This window comes from Serratia sp. NGAS9 (assembly GCF_009905295.1).
Lineage (GTDB): Bacteria > Pseudomonadota > Gammaproteobacteria > Enterobacterales > Enterobacteriaceae > Serratia > Serratia bockelmannii.
In genome coordinates this window covers 716514-737740 of the sequence record NZ_CP047605.1, presented here as the reverse complement: position 1 = coordinate 737740, position 21227 = coordinate 716514, and the positions used below count along the sequence as shown (strand labels likewise).

Below are 21227 nucleotides of genomic sequence, written 5' to 3'. Positions count from 1 at the left end.
TCAGGTCCTCTCCGTTTTGCTAAGCCACATTTCGTCCATGCTTCCGCCGCGGATCTGCATCGGGTAAACATGTTCGGTTTCATCGACGGTCACGTCGACGAACACCAGCCGCTCTTTTTCCGCCAGCGCCTGCGCCAGCTTGCTTTCCAGCTCATCCGGCGTGCGGATGGCGATGCCGACATGGCCGTAAGCCTCGGCCAGCTTGACGAAGTCCGGCAGCGAATCCATGTAAGACTGCGAATGGCGGCCGGAATAAATCATGTCCTGCCACTGCTTCACCATGCCCAGATAACGGTTATTGAGGTTCACCACCACCACCGGCAGGTTATATTGCAGCGCAGTGGACAGCTCCTGAATATTCATCTGAATGCTGCCGTCGCCGGTCACGCACACCACGGTTTCTTCCGGCAGCGCCAGCTTGACGCCCAATGCCGCCGGCAGGCCGAAGCCCATGGTGCCGAGGCCGCCGGAGTTGATCCAGCGGCGCGGTTTGTCGAACGGATAATAGAGCGCGGCGAACATCTGGTGCTGGCCCACGTCCGAGGTGACGTAGGCGTCGCCTTTGGTCAGGCGGTGCAGGGTTTCGATCACCGCCTGCGGCTTGATGGTGCCGCTGTGCTTGTCGTAACCCAGGCAGTCGCGGGCACGCCACTGCTCGATAGACTGCCACCAGTCGCGCAGCGCATCGTGATCCTGCGCTTTCTCATCCTGCGCCAGCAGCTCCAGCATTTGAACCAACACCTGCTTGGCATCGCCGACGATCGGAATATCGGCGTCCACCGTTTTGGAGATCGAAGTCGGATCGATATCAATGTGCAGCACGGTGGCGTCCGGGCAGTATTTAGCCAGATTGTTGGTGGTGCGATCGTCGAAGCGCACGCCTACGGCGAAGATCACGTCGGCATGGTGCATGGTTTTGTTGGCTTCATAGGTTCCGTGCATGCCGAGCATACCGACGCTCTGACGATGGGTGCCGGGGAAAGCGCCCAATCCCATCAGGCTGCTGGTTACCGGCAGGTTCAGCTGCTCCGCCAACGACAGTAATTCAGCTTCACAACCGGCGTTGATCGCGCCGCCGCCGACGTACATCACCGGCTTTTTGGCCGCCAGAATGGTTTGTAACGCGCGTTTGATCTGCCCGCGGTGGCCCTGCACCGTCGGGTTATAAGAACGCATGCTCACGTCCTGCGGGTAGGCATAAGGCATCCGCACCGCCGGACCGACAATATCTTTCGGCAGATCGATCACTACCGGGCCGGGGCGGCCGCTGGAGGCCAGGTAAAAGGCCTTCTTCAACACCGCCGGGATGTCTTCGGTGCGTTTTACCAGGAAGCTGTGCTTCACCACCGGACGCGAAATCCCCACCATATCGCACTCCTGGAAGGCGTCGTAGCCGATCAGCGAGCTGGGCACTTGTCCCGACAGCACCACCATCGGGATCGAATCCATATAGGCGGTGGCAATACCGGTAATGGCATTGGTGGCGCCGGGGCCGGAGGTCACCAACACCACGCCCACTTCACCGGTGGCGCGCGCGTAACCGTCGGCCATGTGCACCGCACCTTGCTCGTGGCGCACCAGAATATGATCGATCCCTCCGACCGTATGCAGGGCGTCGTAGATATCGAGCACCGCCCCGCCGGGATAGCCGAATACATGCTTAACGCCCTGATCGATCAACGATCGGACGACCATCTCGGCTCCTGACAACATCTCCATGGGTTTGCCTCCAGGCTTGCTTATTCTTCTCTGGCGCCGGAACGTAGCGCCTGCTGCGGGGCAATGCCCCTAAATTTTTATGGGTTGTCGCTATCGAATTAACATAACGTCAGAAGATGGGGCAGGCAAACGGCAAAATGGCTTAACGGCGGCGGGGTTATTGCCAAGCGGCTGGAGATCGCGGCTTTATAAAAACAATGCGCTAGCCCCAGAGGCGTCAGGCTAGGCATTGTTTCGAACAGAGGGAAAATTACAGAACTAAATCAGGCGAGGTATATGCCGTTTTTTTCGCCGGACGCGCGATCCGGCGGCGGCGTCAAGCCTGTTCCTGGTACATTGAGTCGATTTCACGCTGATAGCGCTGCAGGATCACTTTGCGGCGCAGCTTCAGCGTTGGCGTCAGCTCTCCCAGCTCCATGGAAAAGGCCGCCGGCAGCAGAGTGAACTTCTTCACCTGTTCGAAGCGCGCCAGCTCCTTTTGCATCTCGCGCAGACGCTTTTCGAACATCTCGAGAATTTCACCGTTGCGCAGCAGTTCCAGACGATCTTGGTACTTCAGGTTGACTGACTTCGCGTACTCTTCCAGCGACTCAAAGCACGGCACGATCAGCGCGGAAACGAACTTGCGCGCATCGGCGATGATCGCCACCTGTTCGATAAAACGGTCCTGCGCCAGCGTACCTTCCAGCATCTGCGGCGCGATGTATTTGCCGCCGGAGGTTTTCATCAAATCCTTCAGGCGCTCGGTGATGAACAGATTGCCCTCTTCATCGATCGCCCCGGCATCGCCGGTTTTCAGCCAGCCGTCTGCGGTAAAGGTCGCGGCGGTTTCCAATGGCTTGTTGAAATAGCCGCGCATCACGATCGGCCCTCGCACCTGGATTTCATTTTCTTCACCGATGCGCACCTCGACCTCCGGCAGCGGTTTGCCGATGGAGCCGAAACGGAAATGCCCTTCTTCCCAGCAGGACACGGTCGCACAGGTTTCGGTCATGCCGTAGCCGTACTTGATGTTGACGCCCATCGCCTGGAAGAACAGGATCACATTGTCATCCAGCTTGGCACCCGCCGCCGGTAGAAAGCGCACCCGGCCGCCGAGGATACCGCGCAGCTTGCTCAATACCAGCTTGTCGGCCCAGCGATGGGAGAGTTCGAACAGTTTGCCCAACGGTTTGCCGGCCCGCTCCTGCAGGAACTTGCGCTCCCCGCAGACGATCGCCCAGTGGAACAGCGCGCGGCGCAGCCAAGGGGCCCGCGCCACTTTTTCATGCACCGCGCTGAAAATCTTCTCGTAGAAACGCGGTACCGCGCACATCAGCGTCGGGCGGACCTGCCCCATCGCTTCCCGCACCCAGTCGGTGTTCGGCAGGAAGACGTTCTGCGCGCCGGAATGCATCACAAAGAAGCTCCAGGCACGCTCGAACACGTGCGACAGCGGCAGGAAACTGAGCGACACATCTTCTTCGCCGACCGTCAGCCTTTCATCATGCAGGTAGAGCTGCGCCGCCAGATTGCGGTAGTCCAGCATCACCCCCTTAGGCTCACCGGTGGTGCCCGAGGTATAGATCAGGGTGAAGAGATCCTGAAGGTCGCACTCTTCAATGCGCTGCCGACGTTGAACGATAAAAGCCGCCGGATCGGCGGCACGCTCGAAGGCGCTCAGATGCTGTGCGATCTCGCAGCCGCGCAGATCGGCATCCTCGTCAAACACGATAATATGGCGCAGCTGTGGGCAAACGCCGCGCAGCGCGATGGCGGCGTCAAGCTGCGCCTGCTCGCCGACGAACAGTATACGGATGTCGGCGTCGTTGATGACAAATGTCGCCTGCGCCGGCGTATTGGTGGAATACAGCGGCACGCTGACGCCGCGCAGATGCAGGATAGCGAGATCGGCCAACGACCAGGCTATGCCGTTATTGGCGAATATACCTATGCGCTCTTGCACTTCGGCCCCAAGGGCCAACAGCCCGGCGGCAATGCGATCGATGCGGGTGGCAGCCTCTCCCCAGGTCAGTTGAAACTCGCCGTTGGGCGACCATTGGCGAAAAGCTGTGCGATCGGCTCGATGGGTGATTTGATGCTGTATACGATGGATAAGATGGTATTGCAGCAGATTAGTGATCATAGTGCTCTAAGCCTGAAATGAATCATACAGTTAAGCCTGAACGACGCCTTGCGGCCCTCATCTCAGCTTACACGTGTTTACTTTTTTCCGCGCAGTCTACCTACTCTCAGGCAGAGGGAAAAGTGATTTCAGCGTAGAAGTGTGAGCCAAAACTCAGGCCGGCTTTCGTGCTTTCATGGGTTGGACAGAACGGGAAGGAAAAGGTTGGGTGGCAGCAATAAAACGCGGCCCATCCGGGCCGCCGCATCGAATTAGTTTAAAATACCAGCCGAAAAGTAAAAATCAGAATATTAATTTATATTAATTATTTTTGGTAAACGAACCAACCCACCCTGAAAATAAGTTATTTTATCGCCGCAAAACCAAGAAACATCTTAATAAAAACCCAGATAGTTCTTAGCTTTTATCATGAGAAAAAAACGCTCAGTTGAATATTATTTTTGTATGACCCCATTTTTTATCGCGTTACTTTGGGTTACCGGCCTCAATCAGAACGGATTTCATCCACTGGTGGCCTTTATCCCGCTCGGAGGATTCATGCCAGGAGAGATAGCAAGTGGCTTTATTATCGTTGCCACATAAAGGAACCGACTTTATTTTCAACGCTTCCGTCTGTTGCCGCACCAGCCAGGCGGGCGCAATCGCCACCATGTCCGTTTGCGACACCATATTCAACACGCTGTAGAGATCCGTGCACTGTTGTGTCACGGTGCGCAGCATCGGTTCCTCTAAATAAAAAGGTTTACTGAAAGAACCAAAACTTTCCAGGGAAACTGCCGCGTGCTGTTCGGCCAACATTTTCTCCGGCGTCACCTCCTCCCCTATTCGCGGGTGCGCCTGCGCGACCGCCAGCACTAATTCGTCGTCGAACATTGCCAGGCTGCGAAACTCCGCCGACTCGAAACGGCTGTAGCCGATGACAAACTCGACGTCCTGATAACGCAATTGATGTTCGATATTATTGTTAATGTATGACTTTATTTGCAGGTTAAGCTGCGGCGCGATCTGTTTGACGTGATTGATTATTCCAGCGCCCAGACGTAAATCGAGCGGGCTGCACAGCGACAAGGAGAACGCTCGCGTGCTGGTCAGCGGCTCAAACTCAGATCCCGGCAACTCATTTTGCACCAACTGCAGCGCTTGCCGCACCGGCCCGAACAGCTGCCTGGCGCGCATAGTGGGCTGAATCCCGCGCCCGCAGCGCACAAACAGTTCATCGTTGAACATCACCTTCAGGCGCGCCACCGCGTTACTCACCGCCGGCTGCGACATCCCCAACGAATTAGCGGCTCGCGTAATATTTTGCATTTGCATCACGGCGTCAAACACCGTCAGCAAATTAAGATCGACGCTGCGCAAATGGATGTCCGCCGGCTCTTTGACCATGGCGATTTCTGAATCATATTCAGCCATATTTCACTCCACTAAATCCTGTGTAGATAATCTAATCCTTATGCTCGAAAAACAATGAAACGCCGCATTGTCTTATCTTTGCACGACAAATCCTGCTATTACCGTCATGAGCCGATAAAAAACCTCGTGTTATCGACACGATATAAGTCGTATATGGAATGCATGTCAGTCACTTATCCCGTCAGCAGGAAGAATGCTACCTGGGTGGTACCAACAATTAGGTATTAACAATGATTAATACAATTAAACAACGTAACCGCACTGTATGAGACAAACTATAAAAACACATCATAAGCAATCAAACCATCTAAAAACACCGCTCACTTTGTGTAAAATCGCATTATTTTGTTATATTATGACCAAAACAATCAATTAATCATATGAATCCAATTTCAATCATTTGAATTAAAAATGTTATTTTATTGCCTCCCGTGATTAATCTCTCTTAATTTTCATCACAAATCTTAACCCAACAAAATCCAGAAGCAATTAGCGCAGTCTCTATTCGATTCGTTTATGCTAAGCAACGCGCAAACTGCGCCCCACTTTTTCTCTAGAGCACCGCATTTTTACCGAATGTTCCTCTGTTTGGCCACTTAGCCGGTGCATTGTCCCCGCATTCAATCAGGTGTTGACATCGCCAGGCCAATCACGTATCAAATTAGGCAGACACCCAATTTAAGAGAAGCTGAACCCTTATGATCCGTACCCACCGTCTACTAGGCCTACTACTCAACGCATCTTGTTTGCGCGGTATGCCTGTGGATGAAGTTCGGAGCTGACTCAGCCGATCACCCATAAGAAACCCGCGCTACTGCGCGGGTTTTTTTTTGCCCGCTTAGCGTGAAATCAACACGATAAGGAATGCACCGATGAGCCAACAAGTCATTATTTTCGATACCACGCTGCGTGACGGCGAACAGGCATTGCAGGCCAGCCTGAGCGTAAAAGAGAAGATTCAGATTGCGCTGGCGCTGGAAAGAATGGGCGTTGACGTGATGGAAGTCGGCTTCCCGGTCTCTTCGCCGGGCGACTTCGAATCGGTGCAAACCATCGCGCGCCAGATCAAGAACAGTCGCGTCTGCGGCCTGGCCCGCTGCGTGGACAAAGACATCGACGTGGCCGCCGAAGCGCTGCGCGTCGCTGAAGCGTTCCGCATCCACGTGTTCCTGGCCACCTCCACCCTGCATATCGAATCGAAGCTGAAGCGCTCGTTCGACGAAGTGTTGGAGATGGCGGTGCGCTCGGTCAAACGCGCCCGCAACTACACCGACGACGTAGAGTTCTCCTGTGAAGACGCCGGCCGCACGCCGATCGACAATCTGTGCCGCGTGGTCGAAGCCGCCATCAACGCCGGCGCCACCACCATCAATATTCCGGACACCGTCGGCTACACCACGCCGAACCAGTTCGGCGGCATCATCACCACCTTGTATGACCGCGTGCCGAACATCGACAAAGCCATCATCTCCGTACACTGCCACGACGATTTGGGCATGGCGGTCGGCAACTCCATTGCCGCGGTCCAGGCCGGCGCCCGTCAGGTGGAAGGCACCCTGAACGGCATCGGTGAGCGCGCCGGCAACTGTTCACTGGAAGAGGTGATCATGGCGATTAAAGTGCGCCAGGACATCATGAACGTGCACACCAACATCAATCATCAGGAAATCTTCCGCACCAGCCAGATCGTCAGCCAGCTGTGCAACATGCCGATTCCGGCCAACAAGGCGATCGTCGGCTCCAACGCCTTCGCCCACTCCTCCGGCATTCACCAGGACGGCGTGCTGAAGAACCGCGAAAACTACGAAATCATGACCCCGCAGTCGATCGGCCTGAAGGACGTGCAGTTGAACCTGACCTCCCGCTCCGGCCGCGCGGCGGTGAAACACCGCATGGAAGAGATGGGCTACCAGGAGCAGGACTACAACCTGGATACCCTGTATGCCGCCTTCCTGAAGTTGGCCGACAAAAAAGGCCAGGTGTTCGACTATGACCTGGAGGCGCTGGCCTTCATCAATAAACAGCAGGAAGAGCCGGAGCACTTCAGCCTGGGCTACTTCAGCGTGCAGTCCGGCAGCAGCATCATGGCCACCGCCTCGGTGAAACTGATCTGCGGCGGCGAAGAGAAAGCCGAAGCCGCCACCGGCAACGGCCCGGTCGATGCGGTCTATCAGGCGATCAATCGCATCACCGATTACCCGATCGAGCTGGTGAAGTACCAGTTGACCGCCAAGGGCCATGGCCGCGACGCGCTGGGCCAGGTGGATATCGTCGTCTCTTACAACGGCCGCCGCTTCCACGGCGTAGGCCTGGCGACCGACATCGTCGAATCCTCTGCCAAGGCAATGGTGCACGTGTTGAACAATATTTGGCGCTCACAGCAGGTAGAAAAAGAAAAGCAGCGCCTGCAGCAAAACAAACATCAAAATAATCAGGAAACGGTGTGAACATGACGAAGACTTATCACATTGCCGTCTTGCCCGGAGACGGCATCGGCCCGGAAGTAATGGCTCAGGCGCGCAAAGTATTGGACGCGGTGCGTCAACGCTTTGATATTCGCATCACCACCGCCGAGTACGACGTCGGCGGCATCGCCATCGATCGCCACGGCAGCCCGTTGCCGGCGGCGACCGTCGCCGGCTGCGAGCAGGCCGACGCCATCCTGTTCGGCTCGGTGGGCGGCCCGAAATGGGAACACCTGCCGCCGGCCGAGCAGCCGGAACGCGGCGCGCTGTTGCCGCTGCGCAAGCACTTCAAACTGTTCAGCAACCTGCGCCCGGCCCGCCTGTATCAAGGGCTGGAGGCATTCTGCCCGCTGCGCGCCGACATCGCCGCCCGCGGCTTCGACATTCTGTGCGTGCGCGAACTGACCGGTGGCATCTACTTCGGCCAACCGAAGGGCCGCGAAGGCCAGGGCATGCAGGAGCGCGCTTTCGATACCGAGGTGTATCACCGTTTCGAGATTGAACGCATCGCACGCATCGCCTTCGAATCCGCCCGCAAGCGCCGCCACAAGGTGACGTCGATCGACAAGGCCAACGTACTGCAAAGCTCCATCCTGTGGCGTGAAGTGGTCAATCAGGTTGCCAAGGATTACCCGGACGTGTCGCTGTCGCACATGTATATCGACAACGCCACCATGCAGCTGATCAAGGATCCGTCCCAATTCGACGTGCTGCTGTGCTCCAACCTGTTCGGCGACATCCTGTCCGACGAATGCGCGATGATCACCGGCTCGATGGGCATGTTGCCATCCGCCAGCCTGAACGAGCAAGGCTTCGGCCTGTACGAACCGGCGGGCGGTTCCGCGCCGGATATTGCAGGCAAAGGCATCGCCAACCCAATTGCGCAGATCCTGTCCGCCACCCTGCTGCTGCGTTACAGCCTGGGCGCCGATGAAGCGGCCGACGCCGTGGAGCGCGCCATCAACCAGGCGTTGGAACAGGGCTACCGCACCGCCGATCTGGCCGGTGACGGCAAAGCCGTCAGCACCGATGAAATGGGCGACATCATCGCTCGCTTTGTAGCTCAGGGGGCATAACATGGCCAAGACCTTATATCAGAAGCTGTACGACGCCCACGTGGTATACGAAGCGCCGAACGAAACGCCGTTGCTGTATATCGACCGTCACCTGGTGCACGAAGTCACCTCGCCGCAGGCGTTCGACGGCCTGCGCGCCATGGGCCGCAAGGTACGCCAGCCCGGCAAAACCTTCGCCACCATGGATCACAACGTGTCGACCCAGACCAAAGACATCAACGCCAGCGGCGAGATGGCACGTATCCAGATGCAGGAGTTGATCAAGAACTGCGCGGAATTCGGCGTTTCGTTGTATGACCTGAATCACCCCTTCCAGGGCATCGTGCACGTGATCGGGCCTGAGCAAGGCATGACGCTGCCGGGCATGACCATCGTCTGCGGCGACTCGCACACCGCCACCCACGGCGCTTTCGGCTCGCTGGCGTTCGGCATCGGCACCTCCGAAGTGGAACACGTGCTGGCGACCCAAACCCTGAAGCAGGGCCGGGCCAAAACCATGAAGATTGAGGTTACCGGCGACGCCGCCGAGGGCATCACCGCCAAAGACATCGTGCTGGCGGTGATCGGCAAAACCGGCAGCGCCGGCGGCACCGGCCACGTGGTGGAGTTCTGCGGCAAGGCGATCGAAGCGTTGAGCATGGAAGGCCGCATGACCCTGTGCAACATGGCGATCGAAATGGGCGCCAAAGCCGGCTTAGTGGCGCCGGACGACACCACCTTCGCCTACCTGAAGGGGCGCCAGTTCGCGCCAACCGGCGAAAACTGGGAGCAGGCGGTCGCTTACTGGCGCACGTTGAAGTCCGACGCCGACGCCCAGTTCGATACCGTGGTGACGCTGCGCGCCGAAGAGATCGCACCGCAGGTCACCTGGGGCACCAACCCCGGCCAGGTGATCGCCGTCAATCAGGCGATCCCGGCGCCGGAATCGTTCAACGATCCGGTCGAGCGCGCCTCCGCCGAGAAAGCGCTGGCCTACATGGATTTGAAGCCGGGCATCAAATTGACCGACGTGCCGATCGACAAAGTGTTCATCGGCTCCTGCACCAACTCACGCATCGAAGATCTGCGCGCGGCGGCGGCGATCGCCAAGGGGCGCAAGGTCGCCAGCGGCGTGCAGGCCATCGTGGTGCCGGGATCCGGCCCAGTGAAGGCCCAGGCGGAAGCCGAAGGGTTGGACAAAATCTTTATCGAAGCCGGTTTCGAATGGCGTTTGCCGGGTTGCTCAATGTGTCTGGCGATGAACAACGACCGTCTGAATCCGGGCGAGCGCTGCGCATCCACCAGCAACCGTAATTTCGAAGGGCGTCAGGGCCGCGGTGGGCGCACCCACCTGGTCAGCCCGGCGATGGCCGCCGCGGCCGCCGTCGCCGGTCACTTCGCCGACATCCGTGATATTCACTAAGGGGCTAACGTGGCTAAATTTACTCAACATACCGGCTTAGTGGTGCCTTTGGATGCGGCCAACGTCGACACCGACGCCATTATTCCCAAGCAGTTCTTACAGAAGGTCACCCGCACCGGTTTCGGCCAGCATCTGTTCAACGACTGGCGCTTCCTCGACGATGCCGGCCAGCAACCGAACCCGGCGTTCGTGCTGAACAAACCGCGCTATAAAGGCGCCAGCATCCTGTTGGCGCGGGAGAACTTCGGCTGCGGCTCCTCGCGCGAACACGCCCCTTGGGCGCTGACCGACTACGGGTTCAAAGTGGTGATCGCGCCGAGCTTCGCCGATATCTTCTACGGCAACTCATTTAACAACCAGCTGTTGCCGGTAACGCTGAGCGAGCAGCAGGTGGATGAGCTGTTCAAACTGGTAGACGCCAACGAAGGGACGGAGTTCGTGGTGGATCTGGAGAACCAGACGGTCAACGCCGGCGGCAAAAGCTATCCGTTCGAAATCGACAGCTTCCGCCGCCACTGCATGATCAACGGGCTGGACAGCATCGGCCTGACGCTGCAGCACGAAGCGGACATCTCCCGCTACGAAGCGCAGCAGCCGGCGTTTCTGAATTAATCCCCTTCACCCGCCGCCCGGCGGGTGAATTTTTTCCTCACCAGTAGCCCAGCAGCTTCCACCACGCCCCGCCGATCAGCATCCAGATCAGCAGGTTAACCACACTCATCACCCATCCCGCTTTCCACCATTCTCCCAGCGTCACATAGCCGGAGCCAAAGATGATCGGCGCGGTGCCGGTGCCGTAATGCGTCAGCGACATCATCAGCGAAGAAGAAAACGCCAGGATCAGGCCCAGCAGCGCCGGTGGCGCGCCAAGCGCGATGCCGGCGGCGAAGAAGGCGGCGAACATCGCCGTCACGTGTGCGGTGGTGCTGGCGAAGAAATAGTGCGAATACAAGTAGATGAGAGTCAGCAAGATCGTACCGCCCACCCAGCTCATACCCATATGGTCAATGCCGTTGCCCACGGTCTGCGACAGCCAGCCGATCAGCCCCAGCTTGCCGAGGAAACTGGCCATCATCACCAGCGCCGAGAACCACACCACGGTGTCCCAGGCCCCTTTATGCTTCAGCACATCCTCCCAGCTCAGCACGCCAGTGGCCAGCAACACCGCCAGGCCGATCAGCGCCGCGGTGGTGGGATTGACCGCCAGCGCCGGTCCGAAGATCATCGCCGGAATGCCGGCCCACAGTATCAGCAACAGCGCGAACACCCCGAGGGTAATTTTTTCCGGCAGCGTCACCGGCCCCAACGCCTGCAGTTTTTCGCGCGCGAAGCGCGGCGCGTCCGGGGTGCTTTTCACCTCCGGCGGATACAGCAGGTAGATGACCAGCGGCATCACGAGCAGCGAACACAGCCCAGGTACCAGGGCGGCAATCGCCCACATCGACCAGGACAGCTCGAAGCTGCCATGGGTGCCTTTGGCGATCAGGCTGACGATCAACGGGTTAGGCGCAGTGGCGGTGATAAACATCGCCGAGGTGACCGGGTTGATGTTGTAGTTCACCAGCGACAGGTAGCGGCCGATCTTGCCGGAGGTATTGAGCTCCGGTTTTGAACCGAAACTGTCGGCGATCGATTTCATGATCGGGTGAATGATGCCGCCGCCGCGCGCGGTGTTGCTCGGCGTCACCGGCGCCAGCGTGGTTTCCGCCAGCGTCAGCGCATAGGCGATGCCCAGCGTTTTTTTGCCGAACAGCGAAATAAAATAGTAGCCGATGCGCGCGCCCAGCCCGGTTTTGTTCAGGCTGAGGGAGATCATGATCGAAAAGCCGATCAGCCAGATCAGCTGGTTGGAAAAACCGCTGAGCGCATCGTCCAGCGCGGCCCCCGGCTTGCCGGGATTAGTGACGCCGGTCACCGCCACCAGGGCGATGGCGATCACCGAGACCGCGCCAATCGGCATCGCTTTGCCGATAATGGCGATGATGGTGCCGATAAACAGCGCCAGCAGCTGCCAGGCGTTGGGCGCAACGCCCTCCGGCACGGGAATGAGGAACCAGATAATCAGCGTGGCGGGCAGGGCGCACAAGGAAGGAAGCGGTTTGAGCGGTGTGAGTTTATCCATAACGTTCCCACTGTTCTAAACAACAAGGCGGCATCTCAATAGCGAGACGGGCGTGGGCGCAACGATCGCGCTCCATATGCCTTCAGCTTGGGCGTCCGCTTCAGCCTTCTCAATGACTTGCATCAAGAATGCCGTCGTTTAACCTCACACTTCACGCACTTTGGCGCTCATCCCGAGCGCCGCCAGCGCCAACAGCGCCGCCATCCAATACACCGAGCCATGACCGAGGTTCTCCACCAGCGCGCCCTGCAGCACCCCGGCCAGGATCACCCCGGTCGAGATGCTGTTGGTGAACAGCGTGGTGGCGGCGCCCGGTCGGCCCGGCATCAAATCCTGAAAATAGAGCATGCCGATACCGGCGACGATACCGATAAACACCGCGTTGAGCAGCTGCAGCGCGATCAGGGCCGGCTTGCTCTCCAGTACCGTCAGCCCGAGGTAAAACAGCACGCCTGCCACCACCGCCAGCAGCATCATGTTGCGCTTGCCGAAACGTTTGACGTAGTAACCGGCCAGCAGCATCGCCGGGATCTCCAGCCCGGCGGCGGTGCCCATCAACACCCCGGCCAACCCTTCCGGCAGGCCGAGATCGGCGGTGATATACAGCGGCATATCGATGATATACAAGGTGTTGCAGGTCCACATCAGCATTGAGGCGATGAACAGCAGCCGCACGTCGCGATTGCGCCAGGCACTGGCGGGCGCGATCGGCGCAGACACCCCACCCTGCAGCCCCTCATTTTCCGCCGCGCGCGGCACCGAAGGCAGCATAAACCCCACCAGCAGCACGCAAACCGCGAAGGTGACGGCGGCAATCAGGAACATCACGGTGAATCCGTAGTTCAGCGCCAACGCAAACGACAGCGGCGGGCCGATCACCCACGCCAGCGAAAGCTGGGCGCGCATCACCGAGCTGAACATCACCACTTCACGCGCCTCGCTATCGGCATATTCCCGCGCCAGCGCGAAGATCTGCGGCATGGCGGTGTTGGCAACGGCGGACATCAGCACCCCGGCGGTGATCAGCGTCAGGTAGTCGCGGTTAAAGGCGAACAACAGGCAGTTACCGACCGCCATCAGGCAGCACAGCAGGATCAGTCTGCGGCGATCGCCGCGAGTGTCGGAACGTTTGGCCAGCAGGAAGCTGACGACGATGCCGGCCACCGCGTTGGCGGTGTAAAACAGCCCGACCCACAGCGGCCGCACCTTAACTTCGGTGGTCAGAAACAGGCTGAGCGTCGGCGTCAGCAATGCGCCGGCGATGCCGGAGAGAAAAGCGATCAGTAGGAATGCGGCAAAGATGGGGTTAATGCGCAGTGACAACCGGCTCAGGCGTTGCATATCGTCTTCCCTGACCTCAAAGCAGAAGAAAGAACCTTAGGCCACGGCAAGAAAAATGCAAGCGCATCGCCATGTCCATGCATAAAAAAACCAGTGGGTTGCCCCACTGGCTGGTGAAACAGCACCATTACTCAGAAACTTGTTGCCGCAGCCCCTACAGGTGCTCGCGATATTGCTTATCGGTCATCTCTTTGATGTCCCATTGCGTCAGGTGTGCCAGCATCGCCAGCCGCGCCTGTTCGGGCACCACGCTCAGCCAGTCGGCGCGTTGACGGCGCACCGCGCTGAAATAGCGCTGATAGAACTGTTTGGATAAGAAAGCTTTCATGATTACGCCCTCCCCTTTCATTGATGAAAATTATCGGCGTAATATAGGGAAAGAAAAATTGACGAGTTGAGGCGGGAGCGTTCCTCTTTTATGTCCACGTCCAGATTGCAGCAACAGTTCATCCGCCTGTGGCAGCGCTGCCACGGTGAAACCACCGACACCACCCTGCAGGATCTGGCGGAGGTGCTCAGCTGCTCGCGGCGCCACGTGCGCTCCCTGCTGAGCGCCATGCAGCGGGAAGGCTGGCTCACCTGGCAGGCGGAGTCGGGGCGCGGCAAGCGTTCACGGTTAACCTTCCACTACACCGGCCTGGCGCTGCAGCAACAGCGGGCCGAGGAGCTGTTGGAACAGGATCGCATCGATCAGTTGGTGCAGCTGGTGGGCGACAAAAACGTGGTGCGCCAAATGCTGCTGTCGCAGCTGGGGCGCAGCTTCCGCCAGGGTAAACACATCCTGCGGGTGCTCTACTACCGGCAGTTGTACAACCTGCTGCCCGGCTCGGCGCTGCGGCGTTCGGAAACCCATTTGGCGCGCCAGATCTTCAACGGCCTGACGCGCATAAATGAGGAAAACGGGGAACTGGAGTCCGATCTGTCCCACCATTGGCAGGCGCTGACGCCCTTGCACTGGCGGTTTTACCTGCGCCCGGCGATCCATTTTCATCACGGTCGCGAGCTGGAGATGGCAGACGTCATCACTTCCCTCTCGCGTCTGACCTCGCAACCGCTGTTCTCACATATCGAAAGCGTCACCTCGCCGACGCCGTTCGTTATCGACGTGCATCTGCGCAGCCCCGACCACTGGCTACCCTGGCTGCTGGGCAGCGTGCAGGCCATGATCCTGCCGCGCGAATGGCGCGAACTGCCGGACTTTGCCCGCCATCCGGTCGGCACCGGCCCCTACCGCGTGGTGCGCAATCTTCCCAGCCAGATGAAGATCCACGCCTTCGACGACTATTTCGGCTACCGGGCGCTGATCGACGAGGTGAACATCTGGGTGCTGCCGGAGTTCTCCGAAGAGCTGGTGCACTCCGGCGTGCAGCTGCAGGGCGATGAAACCGGCAAAAACGAACTGGAAAGCCGACTGGAAGAGGGCTGTTATTTCTTGCTGTTCGATCAGCGTTCCCCGCTGGCCGCCGACCCCGCCATTCGCAGCTGGCTGTGCGAATTGATCAACCCCATTTCATTGCTGAGCCACGCCGGGCCGCTCTACCAGCGCTATTGGTCGCCGGCATACGGCCTGCTGCCGCGCTGGCACCACAACCGCACGCTGGCGCAGCAACCCAAACCGGCGGGGCTGACTGAACTGACGATGACCCACTTCAATGAGCATTCGGAGTTTCACGCCATTCGCCAGGCGATCGAACCGCTGTTGGCGCAGCACGGCATCCGCCTGATCGTACAAAGCGTGGATTACGCCACCTGGCACCAGGGCGACGCGCGCAGCGATCTGTGGCTCGGCAGCGCCAACTTCTATCTGCCGCTGGAGTTTTCGCTGTTCGCCACGCTGTACGAACTGCCGCTGATGCAGCACTGCATGAACGAGGATCTGGCGCAGGACGCGGAGTTATGGCGCGCCAACCGCTTGCCGCTGGCGGAGTTTTGCCAGCGGCTAGTCAGCAACCACCAGCTACATCCGCTGTTCCACCACTGGCTGCAGCTGCACGGCCAGCGCAGCATGCGCGGCGTGCGAATGAACACCCTCGGCTGGTTCGACTTCAAGTCAGCCTGGTTTGCCCCGCCGGAGGCATAAGCGCCTTTCGCCCGGGTCGGTTAATCTTTACAATAGCGCCGTCTCAACGGGGTGCGGTGAGTCGGGCCGTGTGCATAAGCCCGATTTTCCGCTGAGAGCACACCCGTCGAACCTGATCCGGTCAATACCGGCGGAGGGATTTGAGCCCAGCGAACCGGCGACGCCGCCTCGCCCCCTCAGATACCCTTGCCCCCTTATTTTTCAGGAGTGCAACGTGGTCAAAAAATATCTGCCCTGCTTATTGCTGCTGTGCGCCGCGCCGGTGTTCGCCAAGCCGACGCTGACGGTTTACACCTACGATTCCTTTGCCGCCGACTGGGGCCCTGGCCCGGCGGTAAAAAAAGCCTTCGAAGCCGAGTGCGACTGTGAGCTGAAGTTCGTGGCGCTGGAAGACGGCGTCTCACTGCTCAACCGCCTGCGCATGGAAGGCAAGAACAGCGCCGCCGACGTGGTGCTGGGGCTGGACAACAACCTGTTGCAGGCGGCGCAGCAAACCGGCCTGTTCGCGCCGAGCGGCGTCGACACCGCCAAACTGACGGTGCCGGGCGGCTGGCAGGATACGACCTTCGTGCCTTACGACTACGGGTACTTCGCCTTCGTCTACAACAAAGAAAAACTAAAGAATCCACCGAAAAGCCTACAGGAGCTGATCAGCAGCGATCGCGACTGGAAGGTGATTTACGAAGATCCGCGCACCAGCACGCCGGGCCTCGGCCTGCTGCTGTGGATGCAAAAAGTGTATGGCGACAAGGCGCCGGCCGCCTGGCAGCAATTGGCGAAGAAGACCGTCACCGTCACCAAAGGTTGGAGCGAGGCCTATGGCCTGTTCCTGAAAGGCGAAGGCGATCTGGTGCTCAGCTACACCACGTCTCCCGCCTATCACCTGATCGCAGAGAAAAAAGACCTTTACGCCGCCGCCACGTTCAGCGAAGGCCACTACCTGCAGGTGGAAGTGGCGGGCAAGCTGAAGGCCGCCAAACAGCCTGAGCTGGCCGAGCGTTTCATGCGGTTCATGGTGACGCCGGCGTTCCAGAACACCATCCCGACCGGCAACTGGATGTATCCGGTGATCAACACCCCGCTGCCCGTCGGCTTTGAGCAGATGAACGTGCCGCAGACCGCGCTGCAATACAGCGCCGAAGAGGTGGCCACACAACGCGGCGGCTGGATCCGGGCATGGCAAACCGCCGTCAGCCGCTGATCCCCCGCTGGCTCTGGCCGGGGCTGCTGGCCGCCGGCGTGATCCTGCTGGTCGCAGCACTGGCGATGGGTTCGCTGTGGCGCCATGCGCCGGACAGCGACTGGCGCGGCCTGTGGCAGGACAGCTACTTGTGGCACGTGGTGCGCTTCACCTTCTGGCAGGCGCTGCTGTCAGCGCTGATTTCGGTGCTGCCCGCCGTTCTGCTGGCGCGTGCGCTCTATCGCCGCCGTTTCCCCGGCCGGCAGCTGTTGCTGCGGCTGTGCGCCATGACGCTGGTGCTGCCGGTGCTGGTGGCGGTGTTCGGCCTGCTCAGCGTCTATGGGCGCCAGGGCTGGCTGGCGACGCTGTGCGGCTGGCTGGGCGTCGAATATGGCTTCTCGCCCTACGGGCTGCAGGGCATTCTGCTGGCGCACCTGTTCTTTAACCTGCCACTGGCCGCCCGCCTGTTGCTGCAGGCGCTGGAGAACATTCCGGTGGAGCAACGCCAACTGGCCGCCCAACTGGGTATGAGCGGCTGGCAGCAGTTCCGCTTCGTCGAATGGCCGGCGCTGCGCCGCCAGATCCTGCCGAGCGGCGCGTTGATCTTCATGCTGTGTTTCGCCAGCTTCGCCACCGTGCTGTCGCTGGGCGGCGGACCGCAGGCCACCACCATCGAACTGGCGATCTACCAGGCGCTGAGTTACGACTACGATCTGGGCCGCGCCGCCATGCTGGCGCTGATCCAGTTAAGCTGTTGTCTGGGGCTGGTGTTGATCAGCCAGCGCCTGAGCCAGGTGCTGCCGGTGGGCCATACCCACGCCCAGTGCTGGCGCAACCCGGAAGACAGCCGGTGGCGGCGCATCAGCGATTTTCTGCTGATCGCCGCCGCGCTGCTGCTGCTGCTGCCGCCCCTGCTGGCGGTGATCGCCGACGGCGCCAATCAGGCCGTCGTCAGCGTGCTGCGCCAGCCGGTGCTGTGGCAGGCGCTGTTCACGTCGCTGCGCATCGCCCTCGGCGCCGGGCTATTGTGCGTGGCGCTCACGATGATGCTGCTGTGGAGCAGCCGCGAGCTGAAGCTGCGACAGCAACTGCGCGGCGGCCAGGCGCTGGAGCTGAGCGGCATGGTGATCCTGGCGATGCCGGGCATCGTGCTGGCCACTGGCTTCTTCCTGCTGCTGAGCGATACGATCGGGCTGCCGCAGTCGCCCTATGCGCTGGTGATCCTCACCAATGCGCTGATGGCGGTGCCCTATGCGCTGAAGGTGTTGGAGAACCCGATGCGCGACCTCGCCGAACGTTACAACCCGCTGTGCCTGTCGCTGGATATCCGCGGTTGGCAGCGGCTGCGGCTGATCGAACTACGCGCCCTGCGCCGCCCGCTGGCGCAGGCGCTGGCCTTCGCCTGCGTGCTGTCGATCGGCGATTTCGGCGTGGTCGCCTTGTTTGGCAATGAGCATTTCCGTACCCTGCCTTTTTACCTGTATCAGCAGATTGGCGCCTACCGCAGCAACGACGGGGCGGTGACCGCGCTGCTGTTGCTGCTGTTGTGCTTCCTGCTGTTTACCCTGATCGAACGCTTACCGGGGCGCCATGCTGACGCTTGAAAAACTGACCTACCTGTATGAACACCTGCCGATGCGCTTTGATCTGCGCATCCAGCCGGGCGAGCGCGTCGCGGTGCTCGGCCCCAGCGGCGCCGGTAAAAGTACCCTGCTGAGCCTGATCGCCGGTTTTCTGCCGGCGGCCAGCGGCCGGCTGCTGCTGAACGGCGAAGATCATACCGCCACGCCGCCGGCCAAGCGGCCGGTGTCGATGCTGTTTCAGGAGAACAACCTGTTCGCGCACCTGACGGTGGCGCAGAACATCGGGCTGGGATTGGATCCCGGCCTGCGCCTGACTGAACAACAGCGCCAACAGCGGGCGCATATCGCCCGTCAGGTCGGCCTGGAGGAGCACCTGGAGCGCCTGCCGTCGCAGCTTTCCGGCGGCCAGCGTCAGCGCGCCGCGCTGGCGCGCTGTTTGATTCGCCAACGGCCGATCCTGCTGCTCGACGAGCCCTTCTCGGCGCTCGATCCGGCGCTGCGCAACGAGATGTTGCAGCTGCTGCAGACGGTGTGCGAACAGCGTAATCTGACGCTGCTGATGGTGTCGCACAATCTCGACGACGCCGCACGCATCGCACCGCGCACGCTGCTGGTGGTCGACGGCCGCATCTACTACGACGGCCCGACGCAGGCCCTGCTGGACGGCAGCGCACCGGAAGCGCGCGTGCTGGGCATTTCGGGTAAAGCGTGATCTGACGCGCGTTTTTTATGCTGCGCCAATAAACCTGTTGTGCGAATTTTGCGCCTGTGTTTTTATAAAAACCTGACTTTTTTTACTGATGATAAGGTTCCCTGTGATCGCATCCTCGCTGACTTCGACCCTACTAGTTACCGCGCTACCAGCCGCGGTGGTCGTCGTGCGTGTGGTGGTGGTCGTCGGCAATGCGCCGTAGGGTCCGAATCAACGCATCGATTCCCAAACCCCGCCGGCGCAAACCGGGCGGGGTTTCTTGTTTTAGCACCCTGCCCAGCAAAGCTCACCGGCCTTGAGAAAGGACAGGAACATGGCAACTTCGGGCACGCCTCAATCGAGTACCCGCTTCACCGGCGCACAATTGATCGTTCATTTGCTGGAGCGTCAGGGCATCACCACCGTCGCCGGCATCCCCGGCGGTGCGGCGCTGCCGCTGTATGACGCGCTGAGCCAAAGCACCCGCATTCACCACGTGCTGGCGCGCCACGAACAGGGCGCGGGCTTTATGGCGCAAGGCATGGCGCGCGCCAACGGCAAGGCGGCGGTGTGCATCGCCTCCAGCGGGCCGGGCGCCACCAACCTGGTCACCGCTATCGCCGACGCCAAGCTCGACTCCATTCCGCTGGTGTGCATCACCGGTCAGGTGCCCTCCTCGATGATCGGCACTGACGCCTTCCAGGAAGTGGATACCTACGGCATTTCCATCCCGATCACCAAGCACAACCATCTGGTGCGCGATATCTGCGAACTGCCGCAGGTGATTGGCGACGCGTTCCGCATCGCCGAGTCCGGCCGCCCCGGCCCGGTCTGGATCGATGTGCCGAAAGACGTGCAAACCGCCACCATTACCCTGGAAGAACTGCCGCCGATCGCCGTGCCGGACGCCGCTCCGAGCTTCGATCCGGCGCTGGTTTCTCAGGCCGCCACGATGATCAACCAGGCGAAACGCCCGATCCTCTACCTGGGCGGCGGCATCATCTGCGCCGACGCTCACCGCCAGGCGGTGGAACTGGCCGAGCGCGCCGGTCTGCCTACCACCATGACGCTGATGGCGCTGGGCGCGATGCCGGTGGAACACCCACTGTCGCTGGGCATGCTGGGCATGCACGCGGCGCGCAGCACCAACTTCATTCTGCAGGAGGCCGATCTGCTGATCGTGCTGGGCGCACGCTTCGACGATCGGGCAATCGGCAAAACCGAGCAGTTCTGCCCTAACGCCGCCATCATTCACGTGGATATCGACCGCGCCGAGCTGGGCAAGGTCAAACAGGCCAACGTGGCAATCCATGCCGACGTCGGCCAGGTGCTGGAACAGCTGCTGCCGCAGATCGACACGCAGCCACGCAGCGCATGGCTGAACACCGTCAACGACCTGAAACGCGAATTCCCGTTCAACATGCCGAACGCCGACGATCCGCTGAGCCATTACGGCCTGGTGCTGGCCGCCGCGCGCTGCGTGGACGACAGCGCCATCATCACCACCGACGTGGGCCAGCATCAGATGTGGGTAGCGCAGGCCTATCCGCTGAGCCGGCCGCGCCAGTGGCTGACGTCGGGCGGCCTGGGCACCATGGGCTTCGGTCTGCCGGCGGCGATCGGCGCGGCGTTGGCAGAGCCCGAGCGCAAAGTACTGTGCTTCTCCGGCGACGGCAGCCTGATGATGAACATTCAGGAAATGGCCACCGCGGTCGAGCACGATTTGGACGTGAAAATCATTTTGATGAACAACCAGGCATTGGGGCTGGTGCACCAGCAGCAAACCCTATTCTACCAGCAGCGCATCTTCGCCGCCGCCTATCCGAAGCGTACCGACTTCCTGAAAATCGCCGCCGGATTCGGGCTGGATACCTGCGATCTGAATGCTGCGGAAGATCCGCAGGCGGCGCTGGCGGAGGCGATCCAGCGCCCAGGCCCTTGCCTGATCCATGCGCTGATCGATATCAACGAAAAAGTATTCCCGATGGTGCCGCCGGGCGCCGCCAACATCGACATGATTGGAGAATAAG

Annotated in this window: 16 protein-coding genes and 1 riboswitch; of the genes, 10 read left to right on the top strand and 6 right to left on the bottom strand. The window is 60.1% G+C overall.

Annotation, left to right across the window (positions count from 1 at the left end; translation table 11 throughout):
* The 3 genes from ilvI to leuO form a co-directional block, all read right to left on the bottom strand.
* Nucleotides 1-1719, bottom strand: a complete 1719-nt coding sequence (gene ilvI, locus GUC32_RS03400; protein WP_043135936.1) for an acetolactate synthase 3 large subunit — start codon at nt 1717-1719, stop codon at nt 1-3.
* 316 nt (nt 1720-2035) lie between these two features.
* Nucleotides 2036-3844 carry a long-chain fatty acid--CoA ligase gene (locus GUC32_RS03395; protein ID WP_369435555.1) on the bottom strand — a complete coding sequence of 603 codons (1809 nt, stop codon included), beginning with the start codon at nt 3842-3844 and terminating at the stop codon, nt 2036-2038.
* Nucleotides 3845-4309: 465 nt separating this feature from the next.
* Nucleotides 4310-5257, bottom strand: a complete 948-nt coding sequence (leuO, locus tag GUC32_RS03390) for a transcriptional regulator LeuO (protein ID WP_025301560.1) — start codon at nt 5255-5257, stop codon at nt 4310-4312.
* Between the two features lie 872 nt (nt 5258-6129).
* Here leuO and leuA point away from each other — a divergent pair.
* From leuA to leuD, 4 genes are read left to right on the top strand one after another with little or no spacing between them, the layout of a single operon-like run.
* A complete protein-coding gene (gene leuA, locus GUC32_RS03385; RefSeq protein ID WP_004932820.1) occupies nt 6130-7704 on the top strand; it encodes a 2-isopropylmalate synthase in 1575 nt (524 codons plus the stop codon).
* Nucleotides 7705-7706: 2 nt separating this feature from the next.
* Nucleotides 7707-8798 carry a 3-isopropylmalate dehydrogenase gene (gene leuB, locus GUC32_RS03380; RefSeq protein WP_025159635.1) on the top strand — a complete coding sequence of 364 codons (1092 nt, stop codon included), beginning with the start codon at nt 7707-7709 and terminating at the stop codon, nt 8796-8798.
* Nucleotide 8799: 1 nt separating this feature from the next.
* Entirely contained in the window at nt 8800-10200 is a 1401-nt protein-coding gene (gene leuC / locus GUC32_RS03375) for a 3-isopropylmalate dehydratase large subunit (RefSeq protein ID WP_025301558.1), read from the top strand.
* 9 nt (nt 10201-10209) lie between these two features.
* Complete coding sequence (leuD, locus tag GUC32_RS03370) at nt 10210-10812, top strand: 3-isopropylmalate dehydratase small subunit (RefSeq protein ID WP_004932829.1); 603 nt, start codon at nt 10210-10212, stop codon at nt 10810-10812.
* A gap of 37 nt (nt 10813-10849) precedes the next feature.
* Here the strand turns inward: leuD and GUC32_RS03365 are convergent, their stop codons facing one another.
* The 3 genes from GUC32_RS03365 to sgrT form a co-directional block, all read right to left on the bottom strand.
* Nucleotides 10850-12322, bottom strand: a complete 1473-nt coding sequence (locus GUC32_RS03365; RefSeq protein WP_369435554.1) for a DASS family sodium-coupled anion symporter — start codon at nt 12320-12322, stop codon at nt 10850-10852.
* Nucleotides 12323-12466: 144 nt separating this feature from the next.
* On the bottom strand, nt 12467-13663 hold the full coding sequence (locus tag GUC32_RS03360) for a sugar efflux transporter (RefSeq protein WP_060448169.1): 1197 nt from the start codon (nt 13661-13663) through the stop codon (nt 12467-12469).
* A gap of 154 nt (nt 13664-13817) precedes the next feature.
* Nucleotides 13818-13991, bottom strand: a complete 174-nt coding sequence (sgrT, locus tag GUC32_RS03355; protein ID WP_071826098.1) for a glucose uptake inhibitor SgrT — start codon at nt 13989-13991, stop codon at nt 13818-13820.
* Nucleotides 13992-14081: 90 nt separating this feature from the next.
* Between sgrT and sgrR the strand changes: the two genes are divergently transcribed.
* From sgrR to ilvB, 6 genes are all read left to right on the top strand, one after another.
* On the top strand, nt 14082-15743 hold the full coding sequence (gene sgrR, locus GUC32_RS03350; protein WP_043135953.1) for an HTH-type transcriptional regulator SgrR: 1662 nt from the start codon (nt 14082-14084) through the stop codon (nt 15741-15743).
* Between the two features lie 37 nt (nt 15744-15780).
* A riboswitch (TPP riboswitch) is annotated at nt 15781-15900 on the top strand.
* A 57-nt stretch (nt 15901-15957) separates the two neighbouring features.
* Nucleotides 15958-16944: a thiamine ABC transporter substrate binding subunit gene (gene thiB / locus GUC32_RS03345; RefSeq protein ID WP_089180559.1), complete on the top strand. Its 987-nt coding sequence runs from the start codon at nt 15958-15960 to the stop codon at nt 16942-16944.
* A complete protein-coding gene (gene thiP, locus GUC32_RS03340) occupies nt 16920-18527 on the top strand; it encodes a thiamine/thiamine pyrophosphate ABC transporter permease ThiP (protein ID WP_197837241.1) in 1608 nt (535 codons plus the stop codon). Before thiB ends, thiP begins: the two co-directional genes overlap by 25 nt.
* Nucleotides 18514-19218, top strand: a complete 705-nt coding sequence (gene thiQ / locus GUC32_RS03335) for a thiamine ABC transporter ATP-binding protein ThiQ (RefSeq protein ID WP_025301552.1) — start codon at nt 18514-18516, stop codon at nt 19216-19218. The genes thiP and thiQ overlap by 14 nt, the downstream gene beginning before the upstream one ends.
* Nucleotides 19219-19321: 103 nt before the next feature.
* Complete coding sequence (gene ivbL, locus GUC32_RS03330) at nt 19322-19420, top strand: ilvB operon leader peptide IvbL (protein WP_099785722.1); 99 nt, start codon at nt 19322-19324, stop codon at nt 19418-19420.
* A gap of 111 nt (nt 19421-19531) precedes the next feature.
* On the top strand, nt 19532-21226 hold the full coding sequence (gene ilvB / locus GUC32_RS03325) for an acetolactate synthase large subunit (RefSeq protein ID WP_197837242.1): 1695 nt from the start codon (nt 19532-19534) through the stop codon (nt 21224-21226).
* The last annotated feature ends 1 nt before the right edge of the window (nt 21227 follow it).

Coding starts and splice junctions, on each gene's coding strand:
- leuO (WP_025301560.1), bottom strand. CDS start 5,257: ATGGCTGAATATGATTCAGAAATCGCCATGGTCAAAGAGCCGGCGGAC.
- leuB (WP_025159635.1), top strand. CDS start 7,707: ATGACGAAGACTTATCACATTGCCGTCTTGCCCGGAGACGGCATCGGC.
- leuA (WP_004932820.1), top strand. CDS start 6,130: ATGAGCCAACAAGTCATTATTTTCGATACCACGCTGCGTGACGGCGAA.
- sgrR (WP_043135953.1), top strand. CDS start 14,082: ATGTCCACGTCCAGATTGCAGCAACAGTTCATCCGCCTGTGGCAGCGC.
- sgrT (WP_071826098.1), bottom strand. CDS start 13,991: ATGAAAGCTTTCTTATCCAAACAGTTCTATCAGCGCTATTTCAGCGCG.
- leuC (WP_025301558.1), top strand. CDS start 8,800: ATGGCCAAGACCTTATATCAGAAGCTGTACGACGCCCACGTGGTATAC.
- GUC32_RS03365 (WP_369435554.1), bottom strand. CDS start 12,322: ATGGATAAACTCACACCGCTCAAACCGCTTCCTTCCTTGTGCGCCCTG.
- thiQ (WP_025301552.1), top strand. CDS start 18,514: ATGCTGACGCTTGAAAAACTGACCTACCTGTATGAACACCTGCCGATG.
- GUC32_RS03395 (WP_369435555.1), bottom strand. CDS start 3,844: ATGATCACTAATCTGCTGCAATACCATCTTATCCATCGTATACAGCAT.
- ilvI (WP_043135936.1), bottom strand. CDS start 1,719: ATGGAGATGTTGTCAGGAGCCGAGATGGTCGTCCGATCGTTGATCGAT.
- ilvB (WP_197837242.1), top strand. CDS start 19,532: ATGGCAACTTCGGGCACGCCTCAATCGAGTACCCGCTTCACCGGCGCA.
- thiP (WP_197837241.1), top strand. CDS start 16,920: ATGGCAAACCGCCGTCAGCCGCTGATCCCCCGCTGGCTCTGGCCGGGG.
- GUC32_RS03360 (WP_060448169.1), bottom strand. CDS start 13,663: ATGCAACGCCTGAGCCGGTTGTCACTGCGCATTAACCCCATCTTTGCC.